Annotated in this window: 13 protein-coding genes and 1 riboswitch; of the genes, 7 read left to right on the top strand and 6 right to left on the bottom strand. The window is 73.2% G+C overall.

Going from position 1 to position 17,540, the window contains the following annotated elements; all coding sequences use genetic code 11:
* Positions 1-2 precede the first annotated feature (2 nt).
* Together OHQ87_RS28580 and OHQ87_RS28585 are read right to left on the bottom strand one after the other, a co-directional pair.
* Complete coding sequence (locus OHQ87_RS28580) at positions 3-551, bottom strand: hypothetical protein (protein WP_328342886.1); 549 nt, start codon at positions 549-551, stop codon at positions 3-5.
* Between the two features lie 77 nt (positions 552-628).
* Positions 629-6,457 carry a ThuA domain-containing protein gene (locus tag OHQ87_RS28585; protein ID WP_328342888.1) on the bottom strand — a complete coding sequence of 1,943 codons (5,829 nt, stop codon included), beginning with the start codon at positions 6,455-6,457 and terminating at the stop codon, positions 629-631.
* A gap of 337 nt (positions 6,458-6,794) precedes the next feature.
* A riboswitch (TPP riboswitch) is annotated at positions 6,795-6,904 on the top strand.
* Here OHQ87_RS28585 and thiE point away from each other — a divergent pair.
* From thiE to thiC, 7 genes are all read left to right on the top strand, one after another.
* The gene (gene thiE / locus OHQ87_RS28590; protein WP_328342890.1) at positions 6,899-7,525 is read left to right on the top strand and encodes a thiamine phosphate synthase; all 627 of its coding nucleotides are present in this window, start codon (positions 6,899-6,901) and stop codon (positions 7,523-7,525) included. Its footprint overlaps the riboswitch before it by 6 nt.
* The gene (gene thiO / locus OHQ87_RS28595) at positions 7,519-8,667 is read left to right on the top strand and encodes a glycine oxidase ThiO (RefSeq protein WP_328342891.1); all 1,149 of its coding nucleotides are present in this window, start codon (positions 7,519-7,521) and stop codon (positions 8,665-8,667) included. Before thiE ends, thiO begins: the two co-directional genes overlap by 7 nt.
* The gene (gene thiS, locus OHQ87_RS28600) at positions 8,658-8,858 is read left to right on the top strand and encodes a sulfur carrier protein ThiS (protein ID WP_328342893.1); all 201 of its coding nucleotides are present in this window, start codon (positions 8,658-8,660) and stop codon (positions 8,856-8,858) included. Before thiO ends, thiS begins: the two co-directional genes overlap by 10 nt.
* Positions 8,859-8,863: 5 nt before the next feature.
* Positions 8,864-9,634 carry a thiazole synthase gene (locus OHQ87_RS28605; RefSeq protein WP_328342895.1) on the top strand — a complete coding sequence of 257 codons (771 nt, stop codon included), beginning with the start codon at positions 8,864-8,866 and terminating at the stop codon, positions 9,632-9,634.
* 20 nt (positions 9,635-9,654) lie between these two features.
* Positions 9,655-10,347, top strand: coding sequence for a thiamine phosphate synthase (locus OHQ87_RS28610; protein ID WP_328349032.1), 693 nt, complete (start codon positions 9,655-9,657; stop codon positions 10,345-10,347).
* On the top strand, positions 10,344-11,132 hold the full coding sequence (gene thiD / locus OHQ87_RS28615; RefSeq protein ID WP_328342897.1) for a bifunctional hydroxymethylpyrimidine kinase/phosphomethylpyrimidine kinase: 789 nt from the start codon (positions 10,344-10,346) through the stop codon (positions 11,130-11,132). Before OHQ87_RS28610 ends, thiD begins: the two co-directional genes overlap by 4 nt.
* Before the next feature lie 17 nt (positions 11,133-11,149).
* Entirely contained in the window at positions 11,150-12,742 is a 1,593-nt protein-coding gene (gene thiC, locus OHQ87_RS28620; RefSeq protein WP_328342899.1) for a phosphomethylpyrimidine synthase ThiC, read from the top strand.
* A 187-nt stretch (positions 12,743-12,929) separates the two neighbouring features.
* Here thiC and OHQ87_RS28625 read toward each other — a convergent pair whose 3' ends face one another.
* From OHQ87_RS28625 to OHQ87_RS28640, 4 genes are all read right to left on the bottom strand, one after another.
* The gene (locus OHQ87_RS28625) at positions 12,930-15,305 is read right to left on the bottom strand and encodes a hypothetical protein (RefSeq protein WP_328342901.1); all 2,376 of its coding nucleotides are present in this window, start codon (positions 15,303-15,305) and stop codon (positions 12,930-12,932) included.
* Positions 15,306-15,391: 86 nt separating this feature from the next.
* Entirely contained in the window at positions 15,392-15,700 is a 309-nt protein-coding gene (locus OHQ87_RS28630) for a cupin (protein WP_145921730.1), read from the bottom strand.
* On the bottom strand, positions 15,697-16,647 hold the full coding sequence (locus tag OHQ87_RS28635; protein ID WP_328349033.1) for an LLM class F420-dependent oxidoreductase: 951 nt from the start codon (positions 16,645-16,647) through the stop codon (positions 15,697-15,699). Before OHQ87_RS28635 ends, OHQ87_RS28630 begins: the two co-directional genes overlap by 4 nt.
* A gap of 2 nt (positions 16,648-16,649) precedes the next feature.
* Positions 16,650-17,435, bottom strand: coding sequence for an ABC transporter ATP-binding protein (locus tag OHQ87_RS28640; RefSeq protein WP_328342906.1), 786 nt, complete (start codon positions 17,433-17,435; stop codon positions 16,650-16,652).
* Positions 17,436-17,540 lie beyond the last annotated feature (105 nt).

Genomic DNA, 17,540 nt, shown 5'->3' on the forward strand with positions numbered 1-17,540 from the left:
CGTCAGCCGCCCAGCCCGGCCGGTTGGTCCCCGGGCCGAGGGCCGGCGCGGCGGCGACGCCACAGCAGCAGGGCCGCCCCGGCGACGACCACCACGAGGCCGCCGGCCAGCCACGGCCACCAGCCGGCCCCGGCCGCCTCCGCCCCGGCCGCCGGGCGCGCGGCGGCGACCGGTGACGGCGACTGGGCCACCCGGGCCTGCACCCGGGCGCTCGCCGTGCTGAGGTACGGGGCAGGTGCGCTGACAGTCACCCGCCAGTCGCCGGGGGAGAGCAGCGCACCGCTGCTGTAGAAGCCCTGCCCCTCTGCCGCCGGGGCGATCTGCACCGGCCCGGCCGTCCGGCCACCCTCGCCCTCGGCGGTCAGGGTGAGCAGCACCGGCTGGTCCAGGCGGTGGCCGTCGGCGTGCACGGCCTGCACGGTGATCCCGCCGGCTCCGTCACCGGCCACTGTCAGCTTCAACTTGCCGTCGTGCGCCGCCGCCGGACCCGCCGGCAGGGCCACCAGGCCCGCCGCGACCAGCGCGGCGGCGAAAACTCTGAAGGTACGCATCGACGTCCCCTTCCGATGTGGAGGGGCCGCCCCCACCGTCGGTGTCGACGGTGGGAGCGGCCCCGGTAGTGGTGGTGTTACAGCGAACCGCCCGCGGCGATCCGGGTGGGGTCGGCACCGAGCCGACCGGCCCCGTCCACCGACTTGTTGTCGTTCGCCTTGACGCCGGCCTTGGTGGCCGCGCCACCGAGCCGGACGATCATGGCGTCGGCGTCCCGGACCAGCACGTCCCGGACGTCGGTGTCGGTCACCAGGGCGGCATCGTTGGCCAACGCCTTGAAGGCGGTCAACTGCTGCACCGCCCGCTTGTCGTTGCCCGCCGCCTCGGACTCCCGCACCGCGTCCAGCTTGTTGGACAGCTGACGGTGCGCCTTGGTGGAGAGTCGTCCGGTCGCCTTGAACCGGTCCAGCAGGTTCTGCATGTCCCGGAACGAGGTGGTGACGTAGAACCGGACCGACGAGGTGGTGGAGTTGCCCGCCTTGTCGGTCGCGGTCACCTTCAGCTCGTGCAGGCCGAGCGGCAGCTCGTACAGCGCCTGCAGGGTGCCGCTGGCGTACGCCCGGCCGTCCAGCACGCCGGAGGTCGTCTTGATGCCGGAGGTCGGGTCGACCGCCTGCCACGAAATCCGGACGTCCTGGCTGTCACCGTAGAGCTGGCCGTCGGCGATGCCGGAGACCAGCAGCGTCGGCTTGGTGCCGTCGATCTTCACGACCGCCGACTTCAGCGACTCGACGTTGCCGGCGGCGTCGGTGGCCCGGTACAGCAGCTCGTGCGTGCCGTCCCCGGTCACCTCGACCGGCGTGGTGTACGCCGTCCAGGCGCCACCGTCGAGCGACCACTCCAGCTTCTTGACCCCTGAACCGGCGTCGGTGGAGGTGATCACCACCGGGACGGTGCCGTTGTGCCAGCCGTCGTCGTTCGCCGGGGCGAACGCCGCCGAGCTGACCGGCGCGGTGGCGTCGATCTTCACGGCGACCTTCTTCGTCGCCTCCACGTTGCCGGCCGCGTCCGTCGACCGGAACCGCACCTCGTGCGTGCCGTCCCCGGTGACCTGCACCGGCTCGGTGTACGCGGTCCACGTGGTGGCCCCGTCGAGCTGGTACTCGGTGCTCGCCACCCCGCTACCGCCGGCCTCGTCGGCAGCCGCCAGCGTCACGGTGACCGGGCCGGTGTGCCAACCCTCGGTCGGGGTGCCGGAGACGGTGGCCGTGGTCACCGGGGCGGTCGTGTCGGCCGCCTTGGTGGAGAGCCGGAAGTAGTCGAACGAGGCCGTCTTCGAGGTGGCCGCGTTCGCACCGAGGGTGAACAGACCGATCTTCGGGGTGGCCCCGACGGCGCTGTTCGTCACCGTCTCGAACGTGGTCCACTCCTGCCCGTCCGCCGAGTAGGACGCGGTGAAGGTGTCACCGGCCCGGGCCAGCCGCAGGTACCACACCGCCGAGGTCAGGTTGGAGACCTGCGGCTGCGGGTTCTGCGTCACCCCGGCGAGTTCGCCACGGAACTCGATCCGCCGGGAGGCCGTCTGACCGGCCTGGTTGTCCACGATGAAGTCCAACTTGACGTAGTTGTCGTCGTCGGCGTGGACGATCAGACCGGCCTGCTGGTACTGCTCGGCCAGCGCGCTGCCGTCGACCTTCGTCTCCAGGGTCCAGTCGCCGGTCGGCGCGGTCTGGAGGATGAAGTTCGTCGGCCCGGTGTTGCTGGTGCCGTAGATGTCACCCTTCGGCACGTCGATCTTCAGCGCGCCGTCGGCCACCCGGTAGGCGGCCGGGTCCTCTCGGAGCACCGCGTTCCACCGGCACTTGTCGAGCGTGGTGCCGGTGAACTCGTCAGACGGGGCGACCGGGCCGGCCGGGGCGTCCGGCGAGACCACGAACGAGTCGAAGACCGCGTCCACCACCGGCGCGGTGGTGCCGCCGTTGAGGGCGAGCAGCCCGATCCGCGGGTTGGTGATGCCGGCCAGCGCGGCGGACCGGCCGACCGGGGTGAACGTCGCACCGTCGGTGGAGTACGCCGCGGTGAGGTTGGTGCCGTCGCTGATCAGCCGCAGCCAGATGGTGTCACCGGCGGGTGCGGCCACGGCGTCGGCCGCGTCGTTGCGCGGGGTCGCCGCGGTCTCCCGGATGAACTCCACCTTGCGGGAACCGCCGTAGAGCAGGTCCACCTTGGCGTAGTTGTCGTCGTCGCCGTAGATCAGCAGGCCGGCCTGCTGGTAGTCGGCGGTGACTGGCACGGTGACCTTGGTGGTGGCCTGCCAGGCCCCGCTGGGTGCGGGCTGGAGCACCAGGTTGGTCGCGTCGTTGCGGGTGCCGTACAGGTCACCGGAGGCGGTGGGCAGCCGCAGCGCCCCGTCGGAGACCGAGTAGAGCTGGTTCTCCCGGACGACCGACCAACGGTCCTTGTTCAGGCTGTTGCCGGCGAAGTCGTCCGACCGCGCTCCGAGGCAGGAGTTGGTCGGCGCGTCCACCTTCACCGGGACGGTCGCGTATGACTTCGCGCCCCGCTTGTCCGTCACCGTCAGGGTGGCGGTGAAGGTGCCCGGGGTGGTGTACGTGTGGGTGGCGTCCAGGGTGGTCGCCGTCCCGCCGTCACCGAAGTCCCAGGCGTACGTCAGCGGGGTGTCGCCCTCGGCGTCGGTGGCCGTGCCCTTGAAGGCGACGGTGACCGGCGCGGTGCCGGTCGCCGGGGTGGCGGTGGCCGTCACCTGCGGCGGCGCGTTGTCGGTGACGCCCCGGCCGATGAAGTCCATCCAGTTGACGTTGACCAGCGAACCGGTGCCACCGGCCGGGTCCTTGGCGACGAAGTACAGCGCGCCCTCGGCCGCACCGGTCACCGGCGCGGTCACGTCGACGAACTGCTGCCAACCGCCCGTGCTGGGCACGACGGCCGTCGCCACGATCGGGCCGTCGACGGCGCCGGCGTGCACGTCGATCCGACCGCCCTGGACCTCGGAGGCCGCCCGGAACCGGATCTGGTCGACCCCGGTCAGGTTGGCCGGGTCGAGCGACCACCAGTCGCCGTCCTCGATGAAGCCGATGTTCTGGCCGCCGCCGGCGGTGTCGGTGGTGGTCTCCTTCTGCACGCCCGGGTCACCGCCGCCGGTGCTGCCCGGGGCCCGACCGGTGGCCGTGAAGTACTCGGCCTGCTTGCGCTTGGGCTGGAGGATCTCGATCGCCCGGCCGGTCAGCGGGCCGGCGCTGCCGGAACCGCCGTCGTCGGTGTAGGTGGCCTCGAAGACCGCGAAGACGTTCGCCTCCGCGCCGTGCCCGGACGCCAGCGAGGTCTGCACGGTGCCGGTGCAGCCGGTGTGCTGCTCCAGCGGGTGGGCGTGCTCGTCGTGGCCGAGCAGCACCTGCAGCTGCACCCGGTCACAGTCGATGGCGCCGTCCTCCGGGTCGGTCACCTTGATCGTGTACTTGACCTGGTCGCCCCACTCGAAGAAGCCGCCGCTGGGCGGGAACTCGATGGTCACCGTCGGGGCGGTGTTGCCGACCGTCACCGGCACGTTCGCCACCGCGGTACGACCCTTGGGGTTGGTCACGGTGAGCTGGGCGGTGTAGTCGCCGGCGGTGGTGTAGGTGTGGGTGGGGTTCGCCTCGGTGGAGGTCTGCCCGTCACCGAACTTCCAGGCGTAGGTCAGCGTGCCACCGTCGGGGTCACGGGAACCGGCGCTGGAGAACTTCACGGTCAGCGGTGCGGCCCCGGAGGTGGGGTCGGCGCTGGCCTCGGCGATCGGGGCGCGGTCACCGGCGGTGTAGTCGATCCGGTAGACCCCGGAGTCGTCGTTGTTGCCGCCGAAGCCGGTGCCCCACTCGATCATGTAGAGCGCGCCGTCCGGCCCGAACTCGAAGTCCATCGGGCGGACCATCGGCATGCCGGTGAGCAGCTGGTTGATGTCGATCAGCGACTTGCCGTCCGCGCTGACCTGCATCGTGTACATCTTCGACTGGTTCCACTCGCCGAGGAGCGCCTTGCCGTCGTAGTACGCCGGCCACTTGCGGCTGGACGTGCTGTCGGCGTCGTAGCGGTAGACCGGGCCGCCCATCGGGGCGCCGCCGCCGCCGATCTCGGGGAAGCGCGGGTCGCCGGCGTAGCCGTAGTCCACCGTCGCCGCGATGGCCGGCGGCAGGTTGGTCAGGCCGGTGTTGTTCGGCGAGTCGTTCACCGGCGCGGCGCAGTCGAACTTCGCCCCGCTCGGCCCGGACGGGAAGGTGTAGTCGTTGTACGCCTTGTTGTTGCCGGTGCAGTACGGCCAGCCGTAGTTGCCGGCCGTGGCGACGATGTTCCACTCCACCAGGCCCTCGGGGCCGCGGTTCGGGTTGGCCGCCGAGGCGTCCGGCCCGTAGTCGGCGACGTAGAGGGTGTCGGTCTTCTGGTCGACGCCGATCCGGAACGGGTTACGGAAGCCCATGCCGAAGATCTCGGAACGGGTCTTCGCGGTGCCCGGGGCGAACAGGTTCCCCGTCGGGACGGTGTAGGTGCCGTCGTCCTCCGGGTGGATCCGGATCACCTTGCCGCGCAGGTCGTTGGTGTTGCCGGCGCTGCGCTGCGCGTCGTAGTCCTGCCGGCCGGCCCGCTCGTCGATCGGCGTGAAGGCGCTCGACTCGAACGGGTTGGTGTTGTCGCCGGTGGCGAGGTAGAGGTTGCCCTTCGAGTCGAAGGTCATGCTGCCGCCGGCGTGGCAGCAGGTGTTGCGCTGGGTGTCGACCTGGAGGACGACCTTCTCGGTGGCCTTGTCGATGGTGTCACCGTTGACGGTGAACCGGGACAGGTAGTTGCGCGGGGCGCCACCGGCCGGTGCGTAGTACAGGTAGATCCACTTGTTGGTGGTGAACTTCGGGTCGAGGCGGAGACCGAGCAGGCCGTCCTCGTTGCCGGTGAAGACGTCCAGCCGGACGGCGGTGACCGTGTTGCCGGTGTCCGGCTTCACGATCTGCACCCGGCCGTCACGCTCGGCGTAGAACACCCGGCCGTCCGGAGCGATGTCCAGCTCCATCGGGTTGTTGGTGTTGCTGTCCAGCGTGATCTTCTCGAAGTTCGAGGTCTTGGTGGCGCCGCAGTCGGCGTTCTCGACCCCGGCCGCGGTGCGGATGCCGCCGAGCAGGTGGGAGAGGAACTCCGGCTCGGTGTACGACGCCTGGGTGTGGCCGCCGCCGGTGTACCAGGACCGGCCGCCGTCGTAGTCCTGGCACCAGGCGGTGGGGTGGTCCGCACCCATCGCGCCGGCACCCGGGCTGTAGGACTTCTCGTCCAGGCTGGCCAGCACGTGCACCTTGGAGCGCGGGTTGGTGCGGAAGTTGTACCACTCGTCGAAGCGGGACCAGCGGTCCGGCAGGGTGGCGGTCGACGGGTGGGCGTGGTCCTCGACCTTGACGGTGGCCTGCTGGTTGGCCGGGTGGCCGGAGAAGTACGCGCCGACCAGGTTGCCGTACCAGGCCCAGTCGTACTCGGTGTCCGAGGCGGCGTGCACGCCTGCGTAACCGCCGCCGGCCTTGATGTAGCGCTCGAACGCGGCCTGCTGGGTGGCGTCGAGGACGTCACCGGTGGTGGAGAGCCAGATGACCGCCTGGTACTTCGCCAGGTTGGCGTCGGTGAAGGCGGCCCCGTCCTCGGTGGTGTCGACGGTGAACCCGTTGTCGGTGCCGAGCTTCTGGATCGCGGCGATGCCGGCCGGGATGGCGTCGTGCCGGAATCCGGCGGTCTTGGAGAAGACCAGGACCGAGAAGGGTTCGGCGGCGGCTGCCGCCGCTGGTGCGGGTGCCGGTGCGGCCTGTGGCAGGGCCGCCGCGGCGGGAGCGGCCTGGGCGGGGGTGCCGCCGATCAGACCGCTGGCGAGTAGGGAGAGGGCAAGTAGCCCGGCGCCCAGTGGGCCGCGACGTGCGCGGCGGTGGCGGGATGGAGACACTCCATGCTCCTTATGTCCGTGCTGGACAGTGGTGGGGGCATGGGGACGACTCGCCGCAGACCGTCCCCGGTCGGATGGGTGCGGGCCCGCCGAGGTCCGCATCGGTGGCGATCAGGTGCCGACCTCGTCGAGGCCGGTCACCGGAATAATGTCGATCGGTTGAACAAATTAGCGCCGCTGGATTGGTTTCCGGCAAGGCATGAGCATGTAACGATTCGGTATCGCCGACTCGCATTTCCGGCTTATGTGGAGAGAAGCCAAGAAAGGTAATCATAGACACTGCTGGATCGATGTAACACCCCTTGGCGGATCAGCGGATCTGTCGTACGGTGACAGGCACGTAACCCACGGGAGCCCGGTACACCGGGCTGAGAGGGGGGCTGAGAGCCCCCGACCGTCGAACCTGATCCGGGTAATGCCGGCGCAGGGAGGAGAGTTGCCGTGCCGTCCCTCGGCCGACTGCATCTGATCACCGACACCCGACCCGGGTGCGACCCGCTCGCCGTGCTGCGCGCCGCCCTCCCGGTAGCCCGCGCCGACCTGGTCGTCCAGGTCCGGGTCACCGACGGGACCACCGACCGGCAGGCGTACGAGCTGGCCCGGCAGGCGCGGGCGCTCTGCCTGCCGTACGGGGCGACGTGCCTGGTCAACGACCGGCTGCACGTGGCCCTCGCGGTGGACGCCGACGGCGGCCACGTCGGCGCGGACGACCTGCCCGTCGCGGCGGCCCGACGGATCCTCGGTGGTGCCGCCGTACTCGGCGCGACCGCCCGGGAACCCGGCGGCGCGGCGCGGGCGGTCGCCGCCGGGGCCAGCTACCTGGGCGTCGGTCCGTGCCACCCGACCAGCACCAAGACCGGCCTGCCCGACCCGATCGGCCCGGCCGGACTCCGCGCCGTCGCCGAGGCCGTCGACGTGCCGGTGATCGCCATCGGCGGGGTCACCGTCGCCACCGTCCCGGTGCTGCGGGCCGCCGGGGCGTACGGGGTGGCGGTGGTCGGGGCGCTCTCCGCCGCCGCCGACCCGGGGCGGGCCACCGCCGAGCTGATCGCGGCGCTGACGTGTTGAGCGGCCCGGACGTCGCCGTCGTCGGGGCGGGGCCGGTCGGGCTGGCGATCGCCTGGCGCTGCGCCGCCCGCGGCCTGCGGGTGACCGTGCACGATCCGGCCCCCGGCTCCGGCGCGTCGCGGGTCGCCGCCGGGATGCTGGCCCCGGTCGCCGAGGCGTACTTCGGCGAGCGGGAGCTGACCGGGTTGCTCGCCGAGTCCGCCGCCCGCTGGCCGGGCTTCGCCGCCGAGCTGACCGAGGCCGCCGGCACCGGGTTCGGGTACCGCACCGACGGCACCCTCGTCGTCGGGCTGACCGGGGACGACCTGGCCGAGGCGCGCCGGCTCTGGTCGTACCAGCAGGGGTTGGGATTGCCGATCACCGCGCTGCGCCCGTCGGAGCTGCGGGACCGCGAGCCCGCGTTGACCCCGCGACTGCGCGGCGGCGCGGTCGCCCCCGGTGACCACCAGGTCGACCCGCGTCTGCTGGTCGCCGCGCTGCGGGTCGCCGCCGAACGGGCCGGCGCGACCCTGGTCCCCGGCGCGGTGACCCGGCTGGCCGAACTGGCCGCGCCGGTCGTCGTGGTCGCCGCCGGCTGCGGGGCCGCCGCGCTCACTGGGCTGCCGGTCCGCCCGGTCAAGGGCCAGGTCCTGCGGCTACGCGCGCCCGATCGCCGTCCGCCCGGCTTCCGGCACGTCATCCGCGGGTACGCCGACGGCGAGTCGGTCTACCTGGTGCCTCGCGACAGCGGCGAGGTGGTGGTCGGGGCGACCGTCGAGGAGCGTGCCGACACCGAGGTGACCGCCGGTGCGGTGCTGCGCCTGCTCCGCGCCGCCGTCGACCTGGCCCCGGAGTTGGCCGAGTACGAGCTGGTCGAGGCCGTCGCCGGGCTGCGCCCCGGCACCCCGGACAACGCGCCGATCCTCGGGCCGCTGCCCGGCCGGCCCGGAGTGCTCGCCGCCACCGGCCACCACCGGCACGGCATCGTGCTCACCCCGGTCACCGCCGACCTGATCACCGAGCTGATCGTCAACGGCGAACCGGACCCGCTGCTCACCCCCTTCACCGCCGACCGGTTCGCCGCCCCGGCCGGGGCGCGGCCGACGGCCGGCGGCGTCGGACGGGACCGGCACACGGCGAACGAGGAGGAGACGTGCGACTGATCGTCAACGGTGTCGGCCGGGAGCTGGCCGGCGGATCGACCGTCGCGGACCTGGTCCGGGCCGTCACCGAGCAGCGGCGCGGCCTCGCCGTCGCGGTCAACGGCGAGGTGGTTCCCCGGGGCGGCTGGCCGGGCGCCGTGCTGCGCGACGGTGACCGGGTCGAGGTGCTCAGCGCCGCCCAGGGCGGGTGACCGGGATGCCCCTCACCATCGCCGACCAGACCTTCACCTCCCGGCTCATCCTCGGTACCGGCGGCGCGGCCAACCTGCACGTGCTGGAGCAGGCGATCCGGGCCTCCGGCACCGAACTTGTCACCCTCGCCCTGCGCCGGGTCGACACCGCCCCCGGCACCGCCGGTGGCCTGCTCGACCTGCTCGACCGGTGCGCGGTGCGGCTGCTGCCCAACACCGCCGGCTGCTACACCGCAGGGGAGGCGGTGAAGGTGGCCCGGCTGGCCCGGGAGGCGTTCGACACCGACTGGGTGAAGCTGGAGGTGATCGGCGACGAGCGGACCCTGCTCCCGGACGGGGTGGAGCTGCTGCGGGCGGCCGAGGAACTCGTCGCCGACGGCTTCGTCGTGCTGCCGTACACCTCGGACGACCCGGTGCTGGCCCGTCGGCTGGCCGACGTCGGCTGCGCGGCGGTGATGCCGGCCGGCGCGCCGATCGGCTCCGGCCTCGGGGTGACCAACCCGCACCACATCCGGCTGATCCGGCAGGGCGTCGACGTGCCGGTGATCCTCGACGCCGGGATCGGCACCGCCTCCGACGCGGCGCTCGCCATGGAGCTGGGCTGCGACGGGGTGCTGCTGGCCAGCGCCGTCACCCGGGCCGCCGACCCGACGGCGATGGCCACCGCCATGCGGTACGGCGTCCAGGCCGGACGGCTCGCGTACTCCGCCGGGCGGATTCCCCGCCGGTTCCACGCCCTCGCCTCCACCCCCGACGACGGAAGGCCCGACCTGTGACCCGCTCCGCCGCCCCGCGCATCCCCGCACCGGCCGGGGTGGTGCTGCTGACGGACCGGCGGGCGGCGCGCGGCGACCTCGTCGACGTCGTCGCGAAGGCGGTACGCGGTGGCGTGCGGTGGGTGGTGCTGCGGGAGAAGGACCTGCCCCGCGCCGGGCGGCTGGCGCTCGCCGTCGACCTGCGGGCCGTCCTGGCCGAGGCCGGCGGCACCCTGATCGTCGCCGGCCCAGACCCGCTCGGCGACGGCTCGGCTGGCCCTGACCCGCTCGGTCGGGGTCCGGGCGCTGCCGGTGGGGCGGTGCATCTGGCGGCGGCCGGGCCGTACCCGCCGCCGGCCGTCGGGCTCGTCGGTCGGTCCTGCCACGACGCGGCGGAGCTGGCCCGACTCACCACCGAGGACTACGTGACGCTCTCGCCGGTCTGGACCACCCGCAGCAAACCCGGCTACGGCCCACCCCTGCGCCCGGACGGGCTGCGCCGGCTCGTCCGGATCAGCCCGGTGCCCGTGTTCGCCCTGGGCGGCATCGAGACCCCGGCACAGGTGACGGCCTGTGTCGGAGCGGGCGCGGTCGGGGTGGCGGTGCTCGGCGCGATCATGCGCGCCGCCGACCCGACCGGGGTCGCCGCCACCCTCACCAGCGCCTTCCCTTCGACCCCCCGCCCGACGGACCGCATCCCGGTCGGCGGGGCGTGGCCCGAGGAGACGACATGACGCCCACGACCGTGCTCACCATCGCCGGCTCGGACTCCGGCGGCGGGGCCGGCATCCAGGCCGACCTGAAGGTCTTCGCCGCCCTCGGCGCGTACGGCACGAGTGTGCTGACCGCTGTCACCGCGCAGAACACCCGGGGCGTGGACGCCGTGCTGCCGCTGCCCCCGCGCACCGTCACCGAGCAGCTCGACAGCGTGCTCACCGACTTCGCGGTGCGCGCGGTGAAGACCGGGATGCTCGGCACCCCGGCGGTAGCCGACGCGGTGGCCGAGGCGGCGAAGGCGGGCCGGCTGCCGCACCTCGTCGTCGACCCGGTGCTCGTCGCCACCAGTGGACACCGGCTCGGGGTGGTGGCGGCGGTCGAGCGGCTGCTGCCGTACGCCCGGGTGGCGACGCCGAACTGCGCGGAGGCCGCCGCCCTCACCGGACGCCCGGTGGACACGGTCGAGGAGATGGTCGTGGCGGCGCAGGACCTGGCGGCCGCCGGCCCGGAGTTCGTGGTGGTCACCGGCGGTGACGTGGACGCGGCCGGCGAGTCGGTCGACGTGCTGGCCGGCGGCGGGGCGACCACCCTGCTCCGCGCACCCCGGGTGGACACCCGGCACAGCCACGGCACCGGCTGTTCGTTCTCGGCGGCGATCGCCGTCCGGCTGGCGGCCGGTGACCCGGTGCCGGTCGCGGTCGCCACCGCCAAGGAGTACGTCACCCGCGCGCTGACCGGCGCGCGGGGTTGGGAACTGGGCGCGGGACGCGGCCCGCTGGACCACTTCGGCTGGTCCCGATGACCATCAGGGAGGCTGTCATGCAGGCACGTCGCAAGGTCTACGTCGAGGGGGCCCGGCCGGACGTCCGGGTGCCGTTCGCCGAGGTGGAGCTGACCGGGGACGACCCGCCGGTACGGCTCTACGACACCTCCGGCCCCGGCTCGGACCCGGAGGTGGGGCTGCCGCCGCTGCGCGGGCCGTGGATCGCCGCCCGGGGGGACGTGGCCCCGGTCCGGGGCGCCGGAACCCCGCTGGCCGGCGTCGACTCCCAACGCCCCACCCAGCTCTGCTACGCCCGCGCCGGGATGGTCACCCCGGAGATGGAGTTCGTGGCGATCCGGGAGGGCGTGCCGCCGGAGTTCGTCCGGGACGAGATCGCCGCCGGGCGGGCGGTGCTGCCGCTCAACGTCAACCACCCGGAGTGCGAGCCGGCGATCATCGGCAAGGCGTTCCTGGTGAAGGTGAACGCCAACATCGGCACCTCGGCGGTCACCTCGTCGGTGGCCGAGGAGGTGGAGAAGCTGACCTGGGCCACCCGCTGGGGCGCGGACACCGTGATGGACCTGTCGACAGGCAAGCGCATCCACGAGACCCGGGAGGCGATCGTGCGCAACTCGCCGGTGCCGATCGGCACGGTGCCGATCTACCAGGCGCTGGAGAAGGTCGGCGGCGACCCGGTGAGGCTGAGCTGGGAGGTGTTCCGGGAGACCGTCATCGAGCAGGCCGAGCAGGGCGTCGACTACATGACGGTGCACGCGGGGGTGCTGCTGCCGTACGTGCCGCTGGCGGTGGACCGGGTCACCGGGATCGTCTCCCGGGGCGGTTCGATCATGGCGGCCTGGTGCCTGGCGCACCACGAGGAGAACTTCCTCTACACCAACTTCCGCGAGCTGTGTTCGCTGCTGGCGAAGTACGACGTCACGTTCTCGCTCGGCGACGGGCTGCGACCCGGCTCGATCGCCGACGCCAACGACGAGGCCCAGTTCGCCGAGCTGCGTACCCTCGGCGAGCTGACGACGATCGCCTGGGAGTACGACGTCCAGGTGATGATCGAGGGGCCCGGCCACGTGCCGATGCACAAGATCAAGGAGAACGTGGACCTCCAGCAGGAGTGGTGCCACCAGGCACCGTTCTACACGCTCGGCCCGCTGACCACCGACATCGCGCCCGCGTACGACCACATCACCTCGGCGATCGGGGCCGCCATGATCGGCATGTTCGGCACCGCGATGCTCTGCTACGTCACCCCCAAGGAGCACCTCGGCCTGCCCGACCGGGACGACGTCAAGGCCGGCGTGATCGCGTACAAGATCGCGGCGCACGCGGCCGACCTGGCCAAGGGACACCCCGGCGCCCAGGCCTGGGACGACGCGCTGTCCAAGGCGCGGTTCGAGTTCCGCTGGGAGGACCAGTTCAACCTGTCACTGGACCCGGAGACCGCGCGCGCCTACCACGACGCGACGCTCCCCGCGGAGCCGGCGAAGACCGCGCACTTCTGCTCCATGTGCGGCCCGAAGTTCTGCTCCATGAAGATCACCCAGGAGCTCAAGGAGTACGCCGCCCGGGGCATGCAGACCAAGTCAGCCGAATTCCGCTCCACCGGCAACCGCGTCTACCTCCCCCTGGCCTAACCCCCACCCCCACCCCCCACCCCCCACCCCCCCGCGCCCGTCCCACCCCACCCACCCCCTCCTCGGTGATCAAGAGGTTTGCGTCACGGGTCGGCCGGAATCTGACGCAAACCTCTTGATCACCGGAGCGGGCCGGGTGGGGCCGGGTGGGTGGGAGGGGAGGGGGTGGGAGGGGGTGGGGGTGGGGTTATTCGCGGTGGTGGTGGCGGCCGCTGGTGCGTAGTGAGCGGCGACCGCTCTCCCGTTCCGGTTCGTTGTCGGCCAGCGGCTTGCTCAGGCCGGCGACCCAGTCGACGTACTCGTCGTCTGGTGTCGCCGGTTCTGCGGTGGGTTCGTTCGCCGGCGCACCCTCAGGCGATCGGTTGCGCCGGAACAGCCCTCGCCGGCCCTTGGCCCTGCCGGACGGCTTCTGCTCGTCGACGCCGGTCGGAGCGGGATCGACGGAGGCGGGGTCGGCGGAGGCGGGGTCGGCGGAAGTCGGGTCGGTCGAAGCACGGTCCACCGGCGCGGCAGCGCGGGAGCCGTCGGCCTCCCAACGGAGGCTGACCGGTCCCAGGGGGTCCGTGCGCTCGACGGCCTCCGGTTCGGGAAACGGCAGCGAGGCCCGAGCCGGTACGGGACGGGGGGCGTCGGTCGAGCCACCCGTACCGCTCAGGTCGGGCAGTTGGTGGCGAGGGCGGGGCGTGCCCTCGACGCCGTCCGGCGACACGTGCCGCAGCCCGGTGACCTGCGGTGCCGTCCCGGCGGTGGGCGCACCCGGGTGGGCGGTGCCCCGCCCGGCGGTCTCCGGCGCGGCGGTGCCGGCCGGGGCGGGTTCGGCGACGGCCGCTCGTTGCCCTTCTTCGGCTCCGCCCGGATCGGCCGGTGGATCAGAGGCGGGCCGCCCGGCAGGGGGCGCCGGGCTACCGGTGACGACGGGGCGGGTCCGGCTGGCCCGTTTCGCCCGGGGCCTGGGTGCGGCCACGGGCTCGTCCCCGGTGGGCGGACCCGCGTCCTCCACCTGCTCCGCTTCGGTGACCTCGGTCCGCGCCGACCCGGCCCGGGCTTGCCTGGTCGGGGCCGGCGCGGTCTGGGCCGGCTTGGTCCGGGCCGCTGTGGTCGGGGTCGGCTCGGTCTGAGCCGGTCCGGTCGGGGTCGGCGCGGTCTGAGCCGGTCCGGTCTGAGCCGGTCCGGCCTGGGTCGGCGCGGTCGGTCCCGGCTCGGTCGGGGTCGACTCGGCCCGGGACAGTCCGCTTGGCGTCGGGGCGGAGCGGGTCGCCGTCCGGTCGGTGACGGTGGCGCTGGGGTCCGGCCAGTCCCAGTGGGCGGGATTGCGGCCCGCGCCCGGCGTGTCGGCCGACGGTCGGCCGACGCCGGGAAGTACGCCGGTGTCCGAGATCCCCGGTGGGACGTCGCCGCCTCCGGCCGCCCTTGCGACGGTGCCGTCCGGGCGGTCCTGGTCGAGGCTCCGGGCGGCGGCGCCCAGCTCCACGGTCACCGGCTCGTCCGAGGCGGCTCTGCCCGAGTTCACCGGCTCGTCCGAGGCGGCTCTGCCCGAGGCGGCTCTGTCCGAGGCGGCGGGGACCGAGACGGTTCCGTCCGAGTCGGTCCGGTTCGGAGCCGGCACGGCAGGCAGCGGTGCGAGAATGTCGGTCGGTTCGATCGCCGCGTCGCCGTCGTCGTCGCCGGAGCTGGCGGAGTCGGAGCTGGCGGAGTCGGAGCTGGCGGCAGCGCGGGCGGGTAGCAGCGGCCAGCGCAGCAGGGTGGCGGCGACCGAGCCGAGCGCGCCGGTGGCGACTGCGATCACCGCCCCGTAGTACGGGGCGAGCTGGTAACGGTCCACCGGGTCGCCCGGCCCGGCGGTCAGGTAGGCGAAGGCGAGCAGCACCGGGCCGGCCGCCCCGGTGGCCCCGCCGATCAGCGGGAGGTGCCCCCGCCGTCGGGCCAGTCCACCGGTCACCGCGCCGGCCACCAGCGCGATCAGGGGCAGCAGCAGCATCGCCAGCCGCTGTGCCCGGTCCGGGCCGAGCCAGGCCGGCTCCAGCACCCCCAGGCGTACGGTGCGCAGCGGCTCGGTGGACAGCACCCCCGGCGCGGCCGAGCAGAGCGCGACCAGCCAGATCGCACCGCCCAGCACGGCGACGTTCCAGCCCAGCGGGGGGCGCAGCAGGACGGCCGAGGCGGCGCCCGCGCCGACCACCGCCCCGGCGACCGCGCAGATGCCGACCGCCCAGACCGGGTCGACGGCGCTCAGCTCGGCGGCCCGCGCGGGTTGCATGCAGAGCGGGGCGACGACCAGCGCGCCGAGCGCGGCGGCGCCGGAGATCGCCAGCTGTACCGGGGTGTCCTCCGGTAGCCCCTCACGGCGGGCGAGCCGGCCGGTGAGGACCGCGCCGACGATGGCGGCGGTCACCGCGAACCAGCCGACCCAGGCGAGCTGGGCCGGCCACCGGTTGACGTCGGTGAAGTCGCCGGTGAGTCGGACGATGCCGAAGCCGTACGCGATGCCGAGCTGGCCGGCCCCGGCCAACATGCTCACCCCGAGTGCGGTGAGCAGCAGTCTGCCCCACGTCCGAAAGGCCATGTCGGGCACGTTACGGCCCGGTGCGCCCGATCGCCACTGTGGCGCGGCGCGGCCGGGGCCAGCTGTTACCCAAGCTCTACCAGCGGCTACTTGAGCTCCACCAGGCGGGCCAGATAGGTCGTGTCCCCGACATTGGTGAGCATGTGGACGGCGCCGGGATCCCGGTAGACCACCCCGCCGGTGGGTTCGTCTGCGTCGATCCGGGTGCCGTCGATCGTCTGCACCACGTTCTTGGCGCCCTCGATCGCCACCACCAGGTACGGGTGGTCGTGCCGGTGCAGCGGCTGCCGCTCGCCCGGGGCCAGCCGGATGTGCCAGACCCGGACCCGGTCGTTCTCAAAGACGATCTCCTGGCCGACCGGGCCGAGTTCGAGGTCGTGGGTCACGTCGGTCATCGGGTTCCGTCCAGTTGGGGGAGCACCTCGGCGGCGATGAGCTCCAGGTGGTCGAGGTCGTCGAGGTCGATCAGCCGCAGGTGGACCCGGGTGGCGCCGATCGCCGCGAACTCGCCGATCCGGTCGACCAGCCGGGCGGGGGAGCCGACCACCGGGTCCTCGGGCGGCAGGGCGCTCTTGACGTGCAGCGGCGCTGCCCGACGGCGGGCCTCCGCGTCGGTACGCCCGATCGCCACCACGATCCCGGCGGAGAGCACAGGCGGTTCCCGCCCCGAGTCGGCCCGGCCGACCCGGTCGCAGGCCTCCCGTACCCGGTCGTAGGCCTCGGCGGTCTCCTCGACCGACGTGAACGGCACGTTGAACTCGTCGGCGTAGCGGGCGGCCAGGTCGGGGGTGCGCTTGGGGCCGCGACCGCCGATGATCACCGGCGGGCCGGGCTGCTGGACCGGCTTGGGCAGGGCCGGGGCATCGACGAGCCGGTAGTGCTCACCGGCCCAGTTGTAGGTCTCGCCGACCGGGGTACGCCACAGGCCGGTGATGATCTCCAGCTGCTCGGCGAACCGGTCGAAGCGCTCACCGACCTTCGGGAAGGGGATGCCGTAGGCGAGGTGTTCCCGCTCGTACCAGCCGGCACCGATGCCCAGTTCGACCCGGCCGCCGCTCATCTGGTCGACCTGGGCGACCTGCACGGCCAGTGGGCCGGGCAGCCGGAAGGTGGCCGAGGTGACCAGGGTGCCGAGCCGGATGCGGGAGGTCTCCCGGGCCAGCGCGGCAAGGGTCAGCCAGGCGTCGGTGGGGCCGGGCAGCCCGGGTTCGTCGCCCATCGTCCGGTAGTGGTCGGCCCGGAGGAAGCCGTCGAAGCCGCCGGCCTCGCAGAGCCGGGCGAACCGGAGCTGGTCGTCGTAGCTCGCCCCCCGGTGCGGTTCGGTGAAGACCGCCACCCGCATGGTCATCGTCCCTCCACCCCGGCAATCGCCGGGGTCTCCCGTTCCATCAGCAGCTCGTGCAGGTCGGCGCTGACCCGGGCGACGTCCGCCAGGTGGGCGTGGCGGCCGAGGGTACGGGGCCGGGGGATGTCCACCTCGACGATCTTGCGGATCCGCCCCGGGCGGGGGCTGAGCACGACCACCCGGTCGGCCAGCAGCACCGCCTCGTCGATGGAGTGGGTGACGAAGACGACTGTCGCCCCGGTCTCCATGTGCACCCGTTGCAGCTCGCCGGAGAGCTCCTCCCGGGTCAGCGCGTCCAGGGCGGAGAAGGGCTCGTCCATCAGCATCACCCGGGGCTCGCCGATCAGCGACCGGCACAGCGACACCCGCTGCTGCATGCCGCCGGAGAGTTCGTGCGGCAGCCGCTTCTCGAAGCCGCCCAGGCCGGAGAGTTCCAGCAGCTGCCGGGCGCGGTCGCGGTGCTTGGCGCGGCTCCAGCCGAAGATCTCGGCCGGCAGCAGGACGTTGTCGAGCACGGTGCGCCAGGGGAGCAGGGCTGGCTTCTGGAAGAGCATCGCGACGTCCCGGCGGGGCCGGGTGATCGGGCTGCCGGCGACGGTGATCTCACCGCCGCTGACCGGCAGCAGCCCGGCGATCATCCTGAGTAGAGTGGACTTGCCGCAACCGGAGCGGCCGAGCACGGCGACGAACTCGCCCTCGGCCACGTCGAGGTCGATCCCGCGCAGCGCCTCGACCCGCCCGGAACGCCCCTCGAAGGTCCGCGACACATCGGACAGTCGGATCATGCCGTCGGTCTCCCCTGAGTGGGCGGTCAGCAATCGGACAAGGATATCCCCAGCTCGTCGGCGTCCTGTCGGCCGGGTGCGAAGTTGAGTTGTTTCCGTTCCGCA

Source organism: Micromonospora sp. NBC_00421 (assembly GCF_036017915.1).
In the GTDB taxonomy this organism is placed as follows: Bacteria; Actinomycetota; Actinomycetes; order Mycobacteriales; family Micromonosporaceae; genus Micromonospora.

Excerpts from the sequence above, each read along its gene's own strand:
- OHQ87_RS28630 (WP_145921730.1), bottom strand. The coding sequence starts at position 15,700 with ATGACCGACGTGACCCACGACCTCGAACTCGGCCCGGTCGGCCAGGAG.
- OHQ87_RS28580 (WP_328342886.1), bottom strand. The coding sequence starts at position 551 with ATGCGTACCTTCAGAGTTTTCGCCGCCGCGCTGGTCGCGGCGGGCCTG.
- OHQ87_RS28635 (WP_328349033.1), bottom strand. The coding sequence starts at position 16,647 with ATGCGGGTGGCGGTCTTCACCGAACCGCACCGGGGGGCGAGCTACGAC.
- OHQ87_RS28605 (WP_328342895.1), top strand. The coding sequence starts at position 8,864 with ATGCCCCTCACCATCGCCGACCAGACCTTCACCTCCCGGCTCATCCTC.
- OHQ87_RS28640 (WP_328342906.1), bottom strand. The coding sequence starts at position 17,435 with ATGATCCGACTGTCCGATGTGTCGCGGACCTTCGAGGGGCGTTCCGGG.
- thiC (WP_328342899.1), top strand. The coding sequence starts at position 11,150 with ATGCAGGCACGTCGCAAGGTCTACGTCGAGGGGGCCCGGCCGGACGTC.
- thiD (WP_328342897.1), top strand. The coding sequence starts at position 10,344 with ATGACGCCCACGACCGTGCTCACCATCGCCGGCTCGGACTCCGGCGGC.
- OHQ87_RS28625 (WP_328342901.1), bottom strand. The coding sequence starts at position 15,305 with ATGGCCTTTCGGACGTGGGGCAGACTGCTGCTCACCGCACTCGGGGTG.